At 71.2% G+C, this 17,334-nt stretch carries 15 protein-coding genes; 6 read left to right on the top strand and 9 right to left on the bottom strand.

Going from position 1 to position 17,334, the window contains the following annotated elements:
• Positions 1-86 precede the first annotated feature (86 nt).
• On the top strand, positions 87-1,766 hold the full coding sequence (locus tag EV371_RS09445) for a DNA repair helicase XPB (protein WP_130461715.1): 1,680 nt from the start codon (positions 87-89) through the stop codon (positions 1,764-1,766).
• A gap of 328 nt (positions 1,767-2,094) precedes the next feature.
• On the opposite strand, the gene EV371_RS09440 is transcribed toward EV371_RS09445, so the two are convergent.
• The 4 genes from EV371_RS09440 to EV371_RS09425 form a co-directional block, all read right to left on the bottom strand.
• Positions 2,095-3,105, bottom strand: coding sequence for a mechanosensitive ion channel family protein (locus EV371_RS09440; RefSeq protein WP_486484551.1), 1,011 nt, complete (start codon positions 3,103-3,105; stop codon positions 2,095-2,097).
• Positions 3,106-3,270: 165 nt separating this feature from the next.
• Complete coding sequence (locus EV371_RS09435; protein ID WP_486484550.1) at positions 3,271-4,002, bottom strand: DUF1345 domain-containing protein; 732 nt, start codon at positions 4,000-4,002, stop codon at positions 3,271-3,273.
• Positions 4,003-4,541: 539 nt separating this feature from the next.
• Entirely contained in the window at positions 4,542-4,730 is a 189-nt protein-coding gene (locus tag EV371_RS09430; protein ID WP_130461714.1) for a DUF397 domain-containing protein, read from the bottom strand.
• Positions 4,717-5,502 (bottom strand): Scr1 family TA system antitoxin-like transcriptional regulator, encoded by a 786-nt coding sequence (locus tag EV371_RS09425; RefSeq protein WP_165436642.1) that lies wholly within the window; start codon positions 5,500-5,502, stop codon positions 4,717-4,719. The genes EV371_RS09430 and EV371_RS09425 overlap by 14 nt, the downstream gene beginning before the upstream one ends.
• A gap of 368 nt (positions 5,503-5,870) precedes the next feature.
• Between EV371_RS09425 and EV371_RS09420 the strand changes: the two genes are divergently transcribed.
• Entirely contained in the window at positions 5,871-6,344 is a 474-nt protein-coding gene (locus tag EV371_RS09420; protein WP_130461712.1) for a hypothetical protein, read from the top strand.
• A gap of 105 nt (positions 6,345-6,449) precedes the next feature.
• On the opposite strand, the gene ligD (EV371_RS09415) is transcribed toward EV371_RS09420, so the two are convergent.
• Positions 6,450-7,367, bottom strand: coding sequence for a non-homologous end-joining DNA ligase (gene ligD / locus EV371_RS09415; protein ID WP_130461711.1), 918 nt, complete (start codon positions 7,365-7,367; stop codon positions 6,450-6,452).
• Entirely contained in the window at positions 7,357-8,310 is a 954-nt protein-coding gene (ligD, locus tag EV371_RS09410; protein ID WP_130461710.1) for a non-homologous end-joining DNA ligase, read from the bottom strand. Before ligD (EV371_RS09410) ends, ligD (EV371_RS09415) begins: the two co-directional genes overlap by 11 nt.
• A gap of 166 nt (positions 8,311-8,476) precedes the next feature.
• Between ligD (EV371_RS09410) and ku the strand changes: the two genes are divergently transcribed.
• The gene (gene ku, locus EV371_RS09405; protein WP_130461709.1) at positions 8,477-9,478 is read left to right on the top strand and encodes a non-homologous end joining protein Ku; all 1,002 of its coding nucleotides are present in this window, start codon (positions 8,477-8,479) and stop codon (positions 9,476-9,478) included.
• A 43-nt stretch (positions 9,479-9,521) separates the two neighbouring features.
• On the opposite strand, the gene EV371_RS09400 is transcribed toward ku, so the two are convergent.
• A complete protein-coding gene (locus EV371_RS09400) occupies positions 9,522-10,433 on the bottom strand; it encodes a DUF5995 family protein (protein WP_130461708.1) in 912 nt (303 codons plus the stop codon).
• A 308-nt stretch (positions 10,434-10,741) separates the two neighbouring features.
• Here EV371_RS09400 and EV371_RS09395 point away from each other — a divergent pair, with 308 nt between their 5' ends.
• Positions 10,742-11,419, top strand: a complete 678-nt coding sequence (locus EV371_RS09395) for an HAD family hydrolase (protein ID WP_130461707.1) — start codon at positions 10,742-10,744, stop codon at positions 11,417-11,419.
• Positions 11,420-11,862: 443 nt separating this feature from the next.
• Positions 11,863-12,690, top strand: a complete 828-nt coding sequence (locus EV371_RS09390; protein WP_130461706.1) for an FkbM family methyltransferase — start codon at positions 11,863-11,865, stop codon at positions 12,688-12,690.
• Between the two features lie 29 nt (positions 12,691-12,719).
• On the opposite strand, the gene EV371_RS09385 is transcribed toward EV371_RS09390, so the two are convergent.
• Entirely contained in the window at positions 12,720-14,678 is a 1,959-nt protein-coding gene (locus tag EV371_RS09385) for an acyltransferase family protein (RefSeq protein WP_130461705.1), read from the bottom strand.
• Positions 14,679-14,971: 293 nt separating this feature from the next.
• Between EV371_RS09385 and EV371_RS09380 the strand changes: the two genes are divergently transcribed.
• Entirely contained in the window at positions 14,972-15,997 is a 1,026-nt protein-coding gene (locus tag EV371_RS09380) for a zinc-binding dehydrogenase (protein ID WP_130465776.1), read from the top strand.
• 282 nt (positions 15,998-16,279) lie between these two features.
• Here EV371_RS09380 and EV371_RS09375 read toward each other — a convergent pair whose 3' ends face one another.
• Positions 16,280-17,242 (bottom strand): NADP-dependent oxidoreductase, encoded by a 963-nt coding sequence (locus EV371_RS09375; protein ID WP_486484549.1) that lies wholly within the window; start codon positions 17,240-17,242, stop codon positions 16,280-16,282.
• Positions 17,243-17,334 lie beyond the last annotated feature (92 nt).

The raw sequence follows: 17,334 nt of genomic DNA, 5'->3' as shown, positions 1-17,334 counted from the left end.
TGAAGAATTTTTCCGGTTCGTTATCCATCGTGCAAGACTGGAGGGTCGGTGCGTAGGACGCCCGACCGGAACGGAAGGGCGTGAGCGTGAGCGGCGGACCACTGATCGTGCAGTCGGACAAGACCCTGCTGCTGGAGGTCGACCACCCGGACGCGCTGGCCTGCCGGATGGCGATCGCACCCTTCGCCGAGCTGGAACGCTCGCCGGAGCACGTGCACACCTACCGGCTGACCCCGCTGGGCCTGTGGAACGCTCGGGCGGCCGGGCACGACGCCGAGGGCGTGGTCGACGCGCTGCTGCGGTTCTCCCGCTACCCGGTGCCGCACGCGCTGCTGGTCGACGTCGCCGAGACGATGGACCGGTACGGCCGGTTGCAGCTCGTCGCGCATCCCAGCCACGGCCTGGTGCTCCGGGCGGTGGACCGGCTGGTGCTGATCGAGGTCGCCAAGAGCAAGAAGCTCGCCGGCATGCTCGGCGCGAAGGTCGACGACGACACCGTGGTCGTGCACCCGTCCGAGCGGGGCCGGCTCAAGCAGGCGCTGCTCAAGCTCGGCTGGCCGGCCGAGGACCTGGCCGGCTACGTGGACGGCGAGGCGCACCCGATCGAGCTGGCCACCGAGGGGACCGACGGGCGCCCCGGCTGGGAGCTGCGGTCATACCAGCGGGAGGCGGTGCAGCAGTTCTGGGCCGGCGGGTCGGGCGTGGTGGTGCTGCCCTGCGGGGCCGGCAAGACCCTGGTCGGGGCCGCCGCGATGGCCGAGGCGAAGGCGACCACCCTGATCCTGGTCACCAACACCGTCGCCGGCCGGCAGTGGAAGCGGGAGCTGATCGCCCGCACCTCGCTGACCGAGGAGGAGATCGGCGAATACTCGGGGGAGCGCAAGGAGATCCGTCCGGTCACCATCGCGACGTACCAGGTGCTGACCGCGCGGCGCGGCGGCGCCTTCACCCACCTGGACCTGTTCGGTGCCCGGGACTGGGGGCTGGTGATCTACGACGAGGTGCACCTGCTGCCGGCGCCGATCTTCCGGTTCACCGCCGATCTCCAGGCCCGCCGCCGGCTCGGCCTGACCGCCACCCTGGTCCGGGAGGACGGCCGGGAGGGCGACGTCTTCTCGCTGATCGGCCCGAAGCGGTACGACGCGCCGTGGAAGGACATCGAGGCGCAGGGCTGGATCGCCCCGGCGGACTGCACCGAGGTACGCGTCACGCTGACCGACGCCGAACGGATGGCGTACGCGGTCGCCGAGCCGGAGGAGCGCTACCGGGTGGCGGCGACCGCCCGGACCAAGCTGCCGGTGGTGAAGGCCCTGGTGCGGCGGCACGCGAACGACCAGGTGCTGGTGATCGGCGGCTACATCGACCAGCTACACGAGCTGGGTGAGACGCTGGACGCGCCGATCGTGCAGGGCTCGACCACGAACAGGGAACGGGAACGGCTCTTCGACGCGTTCCGGGCCGGCGAGATCTCCACCCTGGTCATCTCCAAGGTCGGCAACTTCTCCATCGACCTGCCGGAGGCGGCGGTGGCGATCCAGGTCTCCGGCACCTTCGGGTCGCGGCAGGAGGAGGCGCAGCGCCTCGGCCGGGTGCTCCGGCCGAAGGCGGACCGCCGGCAGGCACACTTCTACACGGTGGTCTCCCGGGACACCATCGACACGGAGTACGCCGCACACCGGCAGCGCTTCCTCGCCGAGCAGGGATACGCGTACACGATCGTCGACGCCGACGACGTGCTCGGCCCGCCACTGCCCAGCGTGGAGTGAGCTGTCTCCCGGCTCAGCAAATCCACACGCGCTCGCCCAAGCTGGCCCTCGCGACGCCTTCTACCTGCGGATGACGCACTGGGCAGCACCGGACTCGTGGGACGTGTCCGCCCGGCCGATGGACGGCCGGTCGAGCGGACCTTCGCCTGGCTCACCGCCCACCGCCGCCTCGCCCGCCCCTTCTCAGATCCTCCCTGAGGGAACTCGTCGGCGGTCGCGACGGCCGCGAGGCGTCGCTGCGTTTGGCGCTACCATTCGGCAGCGAGCGGCAGGGGACTCGCGAACTTCCTGACATGTCGAACGAGCGCAGTCGCCGGGTGGACGGGCGTCAGGGCTGGTACTCGCCACGGGTGCGGGGTAGCCATTGCGGATGGGTGTTCCGCAGGTAGTGGATCAGTCCCTCGCGCAGGTCGCAGCGGAGATCCCAGGCGCTCGGCCCGTCTGCGGCGGAGGCCTGGACCTGGATGATCACGGTCTGCGGGGTGGCGTCGACCATCTGCAACACCCACTGGTGCCGGTCCCACAGCGGCGACGACTCGACGAGCCGTCTGGTCACCTCCCGGAGGTCGTCCAGGTCGGCGGTGTAATCCAGGTGGATGCGGATCTCGCCCACCACCCGGGTCTCGTGCCGCGTCCAGTTCTGGAAGGTGTGTTCGGTGAAGTAGGTGGTGGGCAGGACGAGCATCCGGTCGTCCCAGAGCCGGATCACCACGTTGGTCAGCTTCACCTCCTCGACCCGGCCCCATTCGCCGTCTATCACCAGCACGTCGTCGACGTGCAGACTGTCCGCGAAGGCGACCTGGATGCCGGCGAAGGCGTTGCCGAGCGCGGTCCGGGCGGACAGGCCGATCACCGCGCCGATCACGCCGGCCGAGGTCAAGAAGGTGAGCCCGAACGAGCGTACGGGTCGGAAGGTGACCAGCATCAGACCGACCGCCACCACTATGACGACAGCCGACGTCAGCCGGCGTACCGGGCGGATCTGGGTACGCGCGCGGCGGATTCTGCGGTCGGCGACCGTCTCGCCCGGCAGCCGGCTGAACGCGACGTCCTCGGCGACGTGCAGCGCCTTGACCACCAGCCATCCGGCGCTAGCGATCAGCAGCAGCAGGATGCCGTGGCGGACCGCGCGGATCCACTCGTCCCCGGCCGATGGCAGCGCGGAGTACAGCGCCGCGAGCAGCAGCACCACCGTGGTCGGGCGGCGACAGGCCTGGCGCAGTGGGGTCAGCAGCCACTGGTAGCGGCCACGGGCGAACCGACGGACCAGCACGCCGGTCAACAGGTCCACCAACACAGCCGTGCCGACCGCGGCCAGCACGATCAACGCTGCGCGCAAGAGATCCCGTCCGCTGCGGTCCTGGTCCCCATCCTTCGCGGCTCCTCACTCGGTGGTATCGCATCAGCTTGACACCAAGCGGCGGGGACGGAGCGCATATCACCAACGGCCGCGCCTCCGTGGGCCGACCGTGCCGCCGGGTCTCGCGGCGGGAAGCCTGGCTGATCAGGATTCGCCCAGGCCGGTTACCAGGTTCACGGCCACGGCGAGGATGACCGTGCCGAACAGGTAGGACAGCAGCGCATGGCCGAGGGCGGTCCTCCGGACCCGCGTACTGGCCGGTTCGCTCTCCGACACGGCAAACGACATGCCGACCGTGAACGCCAGATAGGCGAAGTCGCTGTAGGCCGGTAGCTCGCTCTGCTTGAAGTCGATCCCGCCGTCCTCAAGGTAGAACATGCGCGCGTACTTGAAGGCGAAAACGGTGTTCATCAATCCCCAGGACAGGATCGCCGTGAGCACACTCACGATGACCAGGGTCACCGCGAGCGCGTCCTGGTCGCTCGACGAGCGAACGAGGGCCCAGGCCACGGCACCGAGGCTAGCCACCGCGGCGATCAGCACCCCGCCGTCGGTGGAGCGTGACCGACTCTCCTCCTCGGCGAGTCGCTCGGTGCCCTCCGCCCCCTGATGCCAACTGATCCGCCAGACCCAGAGCAGCACGGTGGCGGCGGCGACGTTCCAGCCGACCAGCGGAAACAGTTCGGGGAACCCGAGCACCGCGACAGCCACGGCGACGACGGCGCCGGCGGCCAACGAGATCGACAGGCGCCGGACGGAGAGAATCCGGTCCGGCGTTCGCATTCTGACCTGACCCATTTGCTCAGGATTCCAGGCGGTCGGAGAAAGGCCGGCCAGCCATGCCGCGCTCCGTCCGGATCGGTCGGCTCGCGGCACCGGTGACCTGCCCCGGGACGCCGTCTCAGCCGCACCGTTGTTGTCGGCGGCACGGCGCTGGCAACGCCGTTTGACCGATGCCGGGTCGAAAGCCAGGCCCCTACACCTGGGCCTGGCTCGACGACGTCACCGACCCCGATGACATCTGTCGTCAGCCGTCAGCCTATCGATCAGACCAACACGCCACCGCTGAGGAGCTGACCTTCCACCGTCTGCTGCACCCCACAGCCGACCAGCCTCTCCCAGCTCCTGCGAGTCGTCAGGATCCGCTGGACCGTCGAAGACGTGTTCCAAACAGCCAAGCGCCAGGTCGGACTGGACCAAGCACCAAATCCGCCGCCGGGACTCGTGGCACCGCTACAACCTCTCGCCCTGACCGCCCTCACCATCCTCGCGATCTGCGCCGCCGACCGAACGCGAGGATCCCACCGAGCAGCACGTGATCCGACTCACCGTCAACAGCTGAGAGGCACGGCGCCCGGCGCCGATGGCCAACATCAGCCGATGGCCAACATCAATAGCGCCAGAAGTGAGCGGCGTCAGGCGGTCTCGCGGGCCAGTCGGACGAAGGCGCGCCAGGCAGCCGGGCCGAAGGTGAGCGCCGGTCCCTGCCGGTCCTTGCTGTCCCGGACCAGCACGCGGCCGGGGAGGTTGTCGGCGACCTCCACGCAGGAGCCGGTGGCGTTGCTGCGGGTGGAGGTCCGCCAGCGCGGTTCATTTGTGATCATCGAGCATCCTCAGGATCATGTCTCGGGACTGGACCACGGGCAGCGCCAACGCGTCGATCTCCTCCCATGCTAGTTCCAGGTGACCCAGGTCGCCACGGTCAATCACCGGGTGTCCGATCAACTGGTCGTCCAGGAGGCCGATCCGCCGGCCATCCGGCATTGTCGCGATATTGAACGGACCGGAGAGCCCGACGTGGATACCCTCCCACTCCGCCGGGACGATGCGAATCTTGACGTGCGGCCGGTGGCTCTCGTCCGCCAGGTGGCCCCACTGTTGTTTGCGGACTTCGCGCGGGCCACGGCTCAGTGCCAGCTCGCCGATGATGGCGGAGAGCGCGACGGGGTTGTCCCGGTGGATCGTGTTCGCCTGCCGCTCGCGGCGGGTGGCGACCAGGTCGTCAACCTGCCCTGCGGTGCGAGGCACCGCCGCGAAGACTTCGCGCATGTACGCCTCGCATTGCAGCAGCCCCGGTATCAGCAGCGGCTCCCAGGTGCGGATCAGCATCGCGCGGCGCTCCTGCTCGAACCACGATCGCAGCCAGGGTTGCCGGTCCTCGCGCTCGACCTTGGCGAGCTTGCGGATCTCGTCGCCCGTACCGAAGAACTCGTCCAGGCGCTCCGCCGTGTCGTCCTGCGGGGTCAGCTTTCCGCTCTCGAACTGCTGGATCAGCGACTTCGACACGTGAAACGCCGCTGCCAATTTCTCTTGGGACAGCTTCCGGCCGGTCCGCAGTTGCCGGAGTTTGGTCCGCAAATCCTGATGGTCACTCACGATTATCGTCACCTGTCGTTCGCGCGGATACTCACTCTGACCCATCCATGAACGTCATCCATCTTCCAGCCCTTCGGTCGCGCGGTCCAGCATGGATGCCAAGCACGGCGATTCGGGCGCGATCGGCAGAAGGAAAAGCATCCGACTCGGCACGGCGGGTTGCACCGCGCACCGGTCGTCGTGCGGCGTATGGCCCCGCCCGGTCGGCCTCACCAGGCAGAGGGTGAGGCGGGGACGGGATCGAGCGGGGTCTGTCGACGGTCCCGGGAGGACCGGAGCCCGGTCCGGCTCGCTGCCATGTCGCGCGGGCCGGGGTGGAGGTAAACCGGTCCCCCGGGTACCGAGCAAACAGGGAAGGCGGAAAGCACATGAGTGAGACCGAGTTGACGCGGCTCGTCGCCGAGACCATCCACGCGTCCGGGTGTCCGGACATCGTTACGGCAGTACCGTTCGGCGGTGGGACGGAGACGCCCGGCATCCGGATAGAGCATGCGGGAGGCGGCACGACCTACCTGGTGCTCACCCCTCCCGCACGTAGCGGAACGACGGCCGACGTGGTGGAGTTCCTCAATTTCGTCGCGGGCCTGCTGCACCGAGCGCAGCGACCGGAGATCCTGCGGGTGGAGGCCGTTCTCACGGCCATGGACCACCCTTCCGGACTGCGGGTGACCACGGCAGCCGGAGACGTGCGGGTACTGCGGGTATTGCGCACCGAGGCGCGGCCGGTGACCGCCATCCCGATCACCCCCGCCACCTCCGCCCCCAACGCGGCGGCGCTCCGGGACACGTTCCCGCGCCCCATGCATGCCCCCCAGGCGGGCCGGAACACACCGAGGCGTTGACGCGCGCCGGGTACACCTGGAACTCGTATTCGTTCAGGGAAAGAGTGGCTTGCGCCGGTGGTGAAGGCACTCTTTCCCTGAAACAGCACGAACCTTCCCTGCCTGTCACCGGACCGGCAGCTCCGGGCCGCCGTCGAGGAGCTCGATCAGCAGGTCGCCGTACTCCTCGATCCGCTCCAGCACCTCGACGGCGGGGAACTGGCGGACGGCGCCGGCCTCCCCGTCGGCGGCGGCCTGCACCTCGGCCCAGGTCAACGGGGTGGAGACCGACGGCGTCGGCTGGGCCCGCAGCGAGTAGGGCGCCACCGTCGTCTTCGCCGCGTTGTTCTGGCTCCAGTCGATGAAGATCTTGCCGGGGCGGAGCCGTTTCGCCATCTGCGCGGTGATCGACTTCGGTGCCTCCCGGGCGAGTTCCCCGGCGATCCGGCGGGCGTAGTCGGAGACGACGTCGGCGGACTGCCGGCCGGAGACCGGGCAGCAGAGCTGCATGCCCTTCTTGCCGGAGGTCTTCGGATAGCTGGCGACGCCGTCGGCGGCGAGGCGTTCCCGGAGCAGCAGCGCCACCTGGCAGCACTCGACCAGTCCGGCCGGGGCGCCCGGGTCGAGGTCCATCACCATCAGGTCCGGGTGGGCGTCGACCTGCCACTGCGGGGTGTGCAGTTCCAGGGCGGCGAGGTTGGCCAACCAGACCAGGGTCGGCAGGTCGTCGCAGACGACGTAGTCGAGCATCTCCCGGCCCTTTGTCGAGCCGGGGGCGGGCAGGGTCTCCAGCCGTACCCAGTCCGGGGTGCCGGCCGGGGCGTTCTTCTCGAAGAAGGAGTTGCCGTCGACGCCGTTCGGGTAGCGGATCCGGGTCAGCGGCCGGTTGCGCAGGTGCGGCAGGAGGGCATTCGAGATCCGGGTGTAGTAGTCGATCACCTCACCCTTGGTGAACCCGGACGCCGGATAGAGCACCTTGTCCAGGTTGGACAGTTCGAGGCTGCGGCCCTCGACCTCGACCCGTACCCGCTGCTCACGCGCCATCGATGTCCGCCACAGTCTTGTCGGTGCGCAGCCGGCGGATCCGGGGGAACCGCAGCCGGCCGTCCGGCGTGCGCTGGCCGTACTTCACCTCCACCACGATCTGGGGGGTTACCCAGATCGCCCCCCGGGCATCCTCCCGGGGCACCGGGGTCACGAACGGCGAGCCGGCGGCGCGCAGCGGCTCCAGCACGGCGAGCAGTTCCCGCTCGGTCGCCGCGCCGATCCCGCCGCCGACCCGACCCCGGTAGACGAGCCCGCCGTCCGGCGCCGGCACCCCGACCAGCAGCCCACCGATCCGGCGTACGCCGGGCCGCCAACCGCCGACCACGAAGTCGTCGGTGACCTCCAGTTTCACCTTCACCCAGTCCGGCGACCGGAGCCCGGCCCGGTAGACCGCGTCGGCCCGTTTCGACACCACACCCTCCAGCCCGTGCTCGCCGGCCGCCTGGTAGGTGGCCCGGCCGTCCGGGAAGACCGGCGGCACCGCCCAGCGCGGACCGCCCAGGCCGAGCGCCTCCAGCGCCTCCCGGCGACGGCGGTAGGGCCACCCGGTCAGGTCCGTGCCGTCCCGCCGCAGCAGGTCGAAGACCATGTACGTCACCGGCAGGCTCGCCGCCAGCCGGGCGGCCCGGGCCGGTTCCCGGACGTGCATCCGCTCGGCGAGCGCGGTGAACGACGGCTGTCCCGACTCGGTCAGCACCACCACCTCGCCGTCGAGCACCGCATCGGCCAGCCCTCGTTCGGCGAGCTGCGCCCGCAGCCCGGCCAGCTCCGGATAGGCGGCGGTGATCTGCACCCCGGAGCGGGCGTAGAGCCGCAGCTCACCGCCGACGAAGTCGGCGATCGCCCGCACCCCGTCCCACTTGAACTCATGCACCCAGCCGGGGCCTGCGGGCAGCTCCCCGGTAACCGCGAGCATCGGCTTGACCGGGGTGCCGGGCACGATCCTCACTCTAGGTCCACGCCGAAACGCTCGCGCCCGGTTCGATCCGGTGCGATCCTGGATCGAACCGGTCGTCCGCACCGGCAACGGCGGGGGTACCGGCTGCTCGGGGGCACTTTCACTCGACGGGGTGAATATCCGCCCGGAGAGGGGAAGGTACGAGATCATGCGGGCTATCTGGCGCGGCGCCGTCTCGTTCGGGCTGGTCTCCATCGGCGTACGGGTCTACTCGGCGACCGAGGAGAAGGACATCCGGTTCCACCAGGTGCACCGCACCGACGGCGGCCGGATCCGTTACAAGCGGGTCTGCTCGATCGACGGCGAGGAGGTCAGCTACGACGACATCGCCAAGGGGTACGACATCGGCGGCGGCGAGATGGTCATCCTCACCGACGAAGACTTCGCCGACCTGCCGCTGAGCACCTCGCACGCGATCGACGTACTGGAGTTCGTCCCGGCCGAGCAGGTCGACCCGATCCTCTACAACAAGGCGTACTTCCTGGAGCCGGACGGCGCGGCGGCCAAGCCGTACGTGTTGCTCCGGGACGCGCTGACCGACTCGGAGCGGGTGGCCATCGTCAAGGTGGCGCTGCGGCAGCGGGAACAGCTCGCCACCCTGCGGGTCCGGGAGGGCGTGCTGCTGCTCAACACCATGCTCTGGCCGGACGAGATCCGCCGCCCCGACTTCGGCTTCCTCGACGAGGACATCAAGGTGCGCCCGCCGGAGCTGGCGATGGCGAGTTCGCTGATCGACTCGATGGCCGGCGAGTTCGAGCCGGACATCTTCACCGACGACTACCGGGCCGCCCTCCAGGAGGTGATCGACGCCAAGGTCGAGGGCCGGGAGGTGGTGCAGCCGGAGGAGGTCGAGGAGGCACCGGCGGCGGCGGTCGACCTGATGGCGGCGCTGCGCGCGTCGGTGGACCGGGCCCGGGCCGCCCGGGGCGAGGAGCCGGCCGGGGCCGGAGCCGGCCAGCCGACCCCGATCTCGTCGGCCAAATCCGCGAAGGCGGCGGCGAAGAAGGCCACCGGCGCGAAGAAGGCGGCCAAGAAGACCGCGGAGAAGTCCACCGGGGCGAAGAAGGCCGACGGGGGCAAGAAGGCCGCGACCAAGTCGGGCACGGCCAAGAAGGCCGCGCCGAAGAAGGCCCCCCGCAAGTCCGCCTGAGCCCCGCTACCGGACACCCCTTCCGGGCGTCGGTACCGGGGGCTCAGTACGCCGGCGGCACGCCGAACGGGTACGCCACCGGCGGCGCGCTGCCGTGTCGCTCGGCGCAGTAGGCGGCTCGGGGTCCCGGCCCGGACAGCGGCGGGACGTAGCTGGTCAGCGTGGCGAGGCCGGTGGCGATCGCCACCGCGCCGGACTCGATGTCGAGCTCGACCAGGGTCCGGGCGAAGGGGGTACGCGCATCGGCCAGCCGGACTGCGTTGCGCCACGCCTGCTCCCGCCAGCCGACCAGCAGCCCGAGGGCGGCGCTGGTGGGGATGCCGGTGTCGAAGCCGGCCCGGTCGAGCCGGGCGATCAGTTCGGCGAGCAGTGGGTCGATCACCGCGGCCAGGATGTCGTTGACCCTGTCGTGGTCGGGTTTGCGGCTGCTGCCGTCCGGTGCGATCAGCCCGACCCGTTCGAGCACGTACGGCAGGTCCCGGTTGATGTGCGCGTTCATCCCGAGCAGCAGGTCACCGGCGCCACTGAGCCGGCGGGACCGGGCCGCGTCCAGGGCGACCAGCCAGGCGCCCGGTACGGCGGAGCGCCGCCCGGCGGCCCAGTCGTCGTACGCCCGGTAGTAGTACTCGGCGAAGAGCGCGCCCTCCCGGTTGACCCAGGCGTTGTCGGCGAAGTATCCGTCCTGGTCCCGTCCCCACTTGAAGCCCTGGGTGGTGCGCAGGTAGGCGAGCGCGAAGGTGGCGTGGTGGTCGCAGGACGACCCGAGCACGGCGAACCGGTCCCGGAGTCGGGCGATCGTGTCGTCCACGCAGCCGGCGCCGCCGTCCGGGCAGGTGTCGGGGACATCGGCCCTCGCCGCCGCACCGGCCGCCGGCGACGATGCGGCGGCGACAGGCGGGGCGGGTGGTAGCGCCCCCGTCACGCCCAGCGTGGCCACCAGCAGAGCCCGCGTCACCGCCCGCCGTCCCATGTCCGCCCCCTCAGATGATGATCGGCATCAATTCCAGTCATCATTCCCAATCTGAGTGACCAGTCAGGAACATTGGTCTGATACCCGACTCGACCAGCGAAAAGAGCCGGACTGGCCGCTATCCTCGCGGCCAGTCCGACTCTGTCTCGTCGGCGGATCCCGCTCAGCGGTTGCCGAGCACCGCCGACAGCCGTGCCGGCGAGCACCGCCCTGACCGGCCGGGCCAATCACCACGATCGTTTCAATCCCGACCACGGCGGGCCGGCGCCGGGCGGCTGGGGCAGGATGGAGCCGTGGTGGATGCGGTGGTCTTCGACCTGGACGGCGTACTGGTGGACTCCGAACCGGTCTGGGAGCGGGTCCGGCGGCGCTACGTCGACACATCCGGCGGCCGGTGGCAGCCCGACACCCAGCGCCGGCTGATGGGGATGAGCACCGGCGAGTGGGCCCGCTACCTCGGCGAACTCGGCGTACCCGGCAGCCCGGAACAGATCGCGACCGACGTCATCGACGCGATGGCCCGGGAGTACCGGAGCCACCTGCCGGTCATCGACGGCGCACCCGAGGTGGTCCGCCGGCTCGCCCGGCACTGGCCGCTCGGGCTGGCCAGCTCGTCCCCACGGCGGCTGATCGACGTGGCGCTGACCGCGATGGGGCTGGCCGAGCAGTTCCGGGTGACGCTCTCCACCGAGGAGGTCGCCCGGGGCAAGCCGGCGCCGGACGCGTACCTCGCGGTCGCACAGCGCCTCGGCATGCCGGCCGATCGCTGCGTCGCCGTCGAGGACTCCAGCAACGGGGTACGCTCGGCCGCCGCCGCCGGCATGCGGGTGGTGGCGATCCCGCACGGGTCGTACCCGCTCGACCCGGACGCCGAACAGCTCGCCGCGGTGGTCCTGCCGCACGTCACCGACCTCACCGAGGACACGGTGCCGCCGACCCTGTCCGACACCGGACCCGACCGGACGGCGTAGCGCAGACACCTCGGCCCGGCCTCGACGGCGAGTCGCGCCAGCCACGACACCCGAGCGCCGAAGTGCCGGCCGCGGCGCCGGCTCCCCCTGCTGGCCCCGCTACCGCCGTTGTCAGCTTTCCGACCGGTCGGGCCGGTGAGCCAGGCCGCTCCGACGCACTGCCGCGCCGGGCGGGGGTGACCGGGGACGGACCGCCCGGCCGGTGAAACAGCGCCTGACAACGGGGTTTGTGCGGCGTACCGCCGGGTCTGCCGGGAGTGTGCCGTGCCCCCACTGCCACCAGGGAAAACGCGAGCAGAATCCGCGTACCACTCCGCTGCGTATCAGATCTGTTGCTCTAGGTGATTGTCTGCGTAACATGCCCGAGGAGCAGGGCCCCGACCGGCCGACCGGGTCCATCGGACGTGTGACAACCCCATCGATCAGTGAGAGCGGTCAACGGTATGCCAACTTTTCGATCGACGCTGCGCCGCGCGTTCCACCAGTCCGGTGCGCAGCACGTCCGCCGGGCCGCCCACCGGATCGCCCTCCGCACCCGGGCAGGTGCCTTCCGCAACGAGATCGGCGTCGTACTGCACGCCGATTACACCGACATCAGAGGCACCGAACTCGCCGTCTACAAGGGGAACCTCGACCGCAAGGCGGTCGCCGCCTGGCGGCGCCTGGTCTCCGAGACCCGTCCCACCGTCGCGATCGACGTCGGCGCGAACTACGGCGAGGTGGCCTTCTCGACCTGCTACTACGGGCTCCGGGAACTGCATCTCGTCGAACCGAACCCCGCCGTGCTGCCCTGGCTGCGCAAGACCATCGCGGCGGCCAGGGGCGACTATCCGGGTACCGTGCTGCACGCGGGCGCCGCCAGCGACCGGTCCAGCATCGCCCGGCTCTACCTGCACGAGCACACCGGCGTCGCGTCGCTGCGGGTACACAACGACCGGGGCGTCGAGGTGGAGTGCTTCCGGCTGGACGAGCGGATCCACCTCGGCGACGACGACTCACTGCTGTTCAAGATCGACGTCGAGGGTCACGAGCAGGCCGCGCTGGAGGGGATGGCCGGGCTGTTGCACCGCCGACGGGTCGCCGGCATCTGTGAGATCCTCCACGCCGACGACGACCTGCTGAAATACCTCTGCGCCAACTTCGCCGTCGCCCTGCAACAGGCCGGCCGGGAGCAGCCGGTGGACGAGTCCCAGTTGCGCGACACCGTCGCCCGGGCCAGGGAAACCGGCTGGGGCGACCTCAGCAAGGACGTGGTACTCCGCAGCCGCTGACCCCTGGACCGCACGGGTCGCGGCGGCGGCTACCCGGCGCAGACGAACTGGGGATCGGCCCAGACACCGACCGCGCCACCGGACGGACTGCTGGTCACCAGGTCGACGAAGCTGGCGCTGGCGATCGCCACGTCGATCTGCTCGGCGCTGTCCGCCCGGCTGCGTACGCCGGACTCGAAGACGGTCACGTCGTCCGCGCGTACCGCGAAGGCGACCTCGACGTCGTCGGCGCCGACGTCGATCACGGCCCGGAGCCGCTCGCAGCCGGCCGGCGGCTGCACCCGGACCCGGCTGGGCGCGGCGGTGAGCACCGCACGCGGATAGACCTGGCCGTGCACGGTGACCGACCCGGGCGCCGAGTCGGGCGGCGGGGCCGACGACGGCCACTCCGAACTCCCGTCCAGCAGCATCGGCAGGTCGGAGAGGTGGTAGGTGACCTCGGCCGGAGACGCCCCGACCTGACTGCGGGTCGTCACCCCGGGCCACAGGTTGAGCGCCATCACTCCCAGACCGACGGCGAGCACCGCGACGGTCGAGGCCATCGCCCGGTGCCAGCGCCGCGCCGCCCGGACCGACCCCGCCGGACGCGCGGGCGCCGGGCTCGGCCCGGACAGCGCTACCCCGACCGCTGCCGCGGGTATCCCGGCGGTGTCCCGGCCACCCGCGCCAGCACCCCGCCACCCGCTCCGATCGAGGCCGGCGGGCACGCTGGACGCGGTGGCCCGTCGGGGCGGGCTGACCCTGGCCGGGACCAGCGCCGGCCGGCGCCGAGCGGCCAGATCCTCGATCCAGCCGAACATTGCCACCGCCACGGCCACCAGCAGCCAGACGGCGGCCAGCCGGACGGTGACGGTCTGCACCCAGCCCGAGACGGCCAGCGGTGCGACCAGCACCCCGGCCAGTACGCCCAGCGGCAGATGCCACAGGTAGATGGTGACCGCCCGGGCGTTCAACAGCTCGACCAAGCGGTCCAGCAGGCGGATGCGGCCCAGCCAGTCGAGGCGCGGCCGGAACCGGAGCACCGCCGCGACGAACGCCATCGACCACAGCGTGTTGCCACCCGCGATCCGGTTCAGGTCGTAGCTGCCGGTCGACCAGGCAACCGCCAGTACCCAACCTGCCCCGGTGACCGCGAGCAGCCCGACGGCGAGTGCGTACCGCCGGGCGGGTATCCGGCGCAGCAGCCCGTCGTGGTGCGCGAAACCGAGCAGCCAGCAGGCCAGGTACGTGCCGACGTTGGTGGCCTGCTCGTTGAAGTACCCGCCGATGTTGACGATCTCAAGCCGGAAGGCGATCGGCAGCGCCACCGCCACCGCCAGGCTGTACCAGGGCCAGCGACGGAACGCCGCCAGCAGAGCCGGCGAGAGCAGTACCAGCCACAGATAGGTGACGATGTACCAGAGCACCACGTTGTAGGCCCAGGCCCACGACTGGCCGCCGACCGGCGGGGTACGGGCCGGGAAGATCCACCAGACCAGTTCGCCCCAGCCGAGTTGCGCGGCCGGTGCCGTACGCCAGCCGGTGACCAGCAGCAGCGTGACCGCCACCACCCCGAACCCCCACAGCGGGGGCAGCAACCGGCGCAGCCGTCGCCCGACCGCGCCTCGGCCGGTACGGTCCAGCGAGCCGGCCATCAACGAGCCGGCGAGCGCGAACATCAGCCCCATCGCCGGGAACAGCACGGTCAGCCAGACCCAGCCGAGCACGTGGTACGTCACCACCCGGACCAGCGCGGCCGCCCGCCACAGGTCCAGGTACCGGTCCCGACCACCGACACGAGCCCTCGACGATCCGCCACCCGGAAACGGTCCGCCCCCCGAAGACGAGCCGCCACCCGGGAACGGTCCGCCCCCCGAAGACGAGCCGGCACCCGAAGACGAGCCGGCACCCGAAGACGAGCCGCCGCCAGGACCGGCCGTCGGCGCCACCGCCGGACCTGCCGTCGGTACGAACGCAGCCGGCACCGCAGGCTCGGCTGAGGTTCCCATCGGCGTCTCCACGTCCCAGGTCGGCGGGCCGGCGCTCTCGACAGACGGACCCTTGCCCACCAGTCCTACCCGACAAACCTGAATGATTCCTGACCGGGCTCCCGCAGCGTGTTCCCGGCAACGAAAGCTCTGCGATCCACCCGTTCGGGCAGCAAGATGGTGATCAGACGTATCGCGTGCGGAACCCCGTCGGCCGGCAGGTCACCAACGCCGAGGATCGGCGGACCGGGGCGGCCGGGCCGGCGGATCGAGACGAGAGGTGGTCAGGCGTGGCAGCTCCGGAGAGGTCGACGATGAAGGCGGCCGTCTACCAGCGCACCGGCGATCCCTCCGTGCTCAAGGTGGTGGAGCGGCCGGTGCCGGAGCCGGGCCCGGGCGAGGTGCTGGTTCGGGTCGCCGTCTCGGGGGTCAATCCCACCGACTGGAAGTCGCGGCAGGGCGACGGCTCCGGCACGCCGCCCCGGCACGGCTGGCAGATTCCGAACCAGGACGGCGCCGGGATCGTCGAATCGGTCGGTACCGGTGTCGACGCGAAGTTGACCGGCGAGCGGGTCTGGATCTGGGAAGCGGCCTGGCAACGGCCGTGGGGCACGGCAGCGGAGTACACCGTGGTGCCGGTCCGCCAGGTGGTACGGCTCGGCTCGGCCCCGTTCGACCTCGGCGCGGCCCTCGGCATTCCGTTCATGACGGCGCACCGTTGCCTGACGGCCGGCGAGACGATGCCGGACCGGCTCGACGTCGGCGCGCTCACCGATCGCACCGTGCTGGTCCAGGGCGGGGCGGGCGCGGTCGGCAACGCCGCCATCCAGCTCGCCCGGTGGGCCGACGCCACCGTGATCGCCACGGTCAGCAGTGCCGAGAAGGCCCAGCTCGCGGTCGCGGCCGGCGCATCGCACGTGATCAACTACCGGGAAGAGGACGTGGTCGCCGAGGTCCGGAAGGTCGCGCCGAACGGGGTGGACGCGATCGTCGAGGTCGCCGCCGCCAGCAACGCCGAGATCGACTGCCAGGTGATCGGCGCCAACGGCGCGGTCGCGGTGTACGCCGACGACGGCGGCGACGCCCTCACCCTGCCGGTACGCCCGATGATGGTGCCGAACGTCCGCTGGCAGTTCGTACTGGTCTACACCCTGCCGGCGGTGGCCAAGGCGCAGGCCGTGACGGACGTCGCCGCCGCCGCGTCGTCCGGCGTACTCCGGATCGGCACCGAGGCGGGACTGCCGCTGCACTATTACCCGCTGGACGAGGTGGCCCGGGCGCACGCCGCCGTGCAGGACTCGGCGGTGGGCAAGGTGCTCGTGACGACCAGCGAGTCCTGACCGTCCCTGCCGCCGCCCACGGCACCCACACCGGCCGCCGCCACGGCACCGCCGGGGTCACCTACCGCACGGCCGAAGGTCACCTACCGCACGGCCGGAGTCCGCCTACCGCACCGCCGAGAGTCGCCTACCGCACGGCCGGGGTCCGCCTACCGCACGGCCGGGGTCCGCCTACCGCACCGCCGAGAGTCGCCCACGGCACCCGCCGAGGGTCGCCTACCGCCCGGCCGGGGTCCACCTACGGCACCCGCCGAGGGTCGCCTACGGCACCGCCGGGGTTGTCTACGGCATGAGGATGATCTTTCCGCGCAGCCGTCCCGCCTCCACCAGCCGGTGCGCGTGGGCCGCCTCCGCCAGCGGTAGCGAGGCCGCGACCCTGGTCCGCAGCCGCCCCGTCGCCACCTCGGTCATCAACTCCGCCAGCATCGGCGGGTCGAGCTGGACCAGGACCGTCTCCTGGCGTACCCCGCGCGGCGGATCCAGCGGCGGGACCGGCCGGGTCGTCACCAGCTTGCCGCCGTCGGCGACCGTGGCTGCGGCCGACGCGCCGACCGGCACCGCGTCCAAGACCGCCGGGACCGGTCCAAGCTGGGACAGATCGGCCGAACGGGGCACCACCTCGGCGACGCCGAGACCGCGTACCCACTCCTCGTCGTCGGAACTGGCCACCGCGAGCACCCGGTGGCCGGCCCGGACCGCCAACTGTGCGGCGAACCCGCCAACCCCGCCGCTGGCGCCGGTGACCAGAATCGTCGACCCGGAGGCCGGTACCGCCGATCCGGATGCTGGCGACAGCATCTCCAGTGCCTGCCGGGCGGTCAGCGCGTTCAACCCCACGGTCGCCGCCTCCGCCGCGTCCAACTCGTCCGGTACGGCGACCAGCCAGTCCCGCTTGGCGACCAGGAACTCGGCGTACGCCCCGACGGCGCCCCGGGTGAGATACCACGGCACCATGCCGGCGACCTGGCTGCCGGGACGATGTTCGGTGACCCCGTCCCCGACCGCCACCACGTCACCGGCGAAGTCCCAGCCGAGCAGGAACGGTGGCTCGACCGGGCCGCCGGGGATCCGCCCGACCCGGGCGGCCAGATCGGCGGGGTGCACCGCCGCCGCGCGCACCCGGACGAGGATCTCGCCGGGGCCGGCGACCGGGTCCGGTCGCTCGACCACCCGCAGCACACCGGGACCGCCCAGTGCCGTCACCGCCACCGCTCGCATCGCCAGCCCCTTCCACGTGGCCAACATCCTTCCCGCCACGACATCCCGTTGGCAACGGCTCAGATCCGTTGGACCGTGGGCTTCCGCTGCCCCTCTGGGGGCAGCAACAGCACACGATC

The organism is Plantactinospora sp. CNZ321 (assembly GCF_004217235.1).
This window is presented reverse-complemented; position numbering and strand designations above follow the sequence as displayed.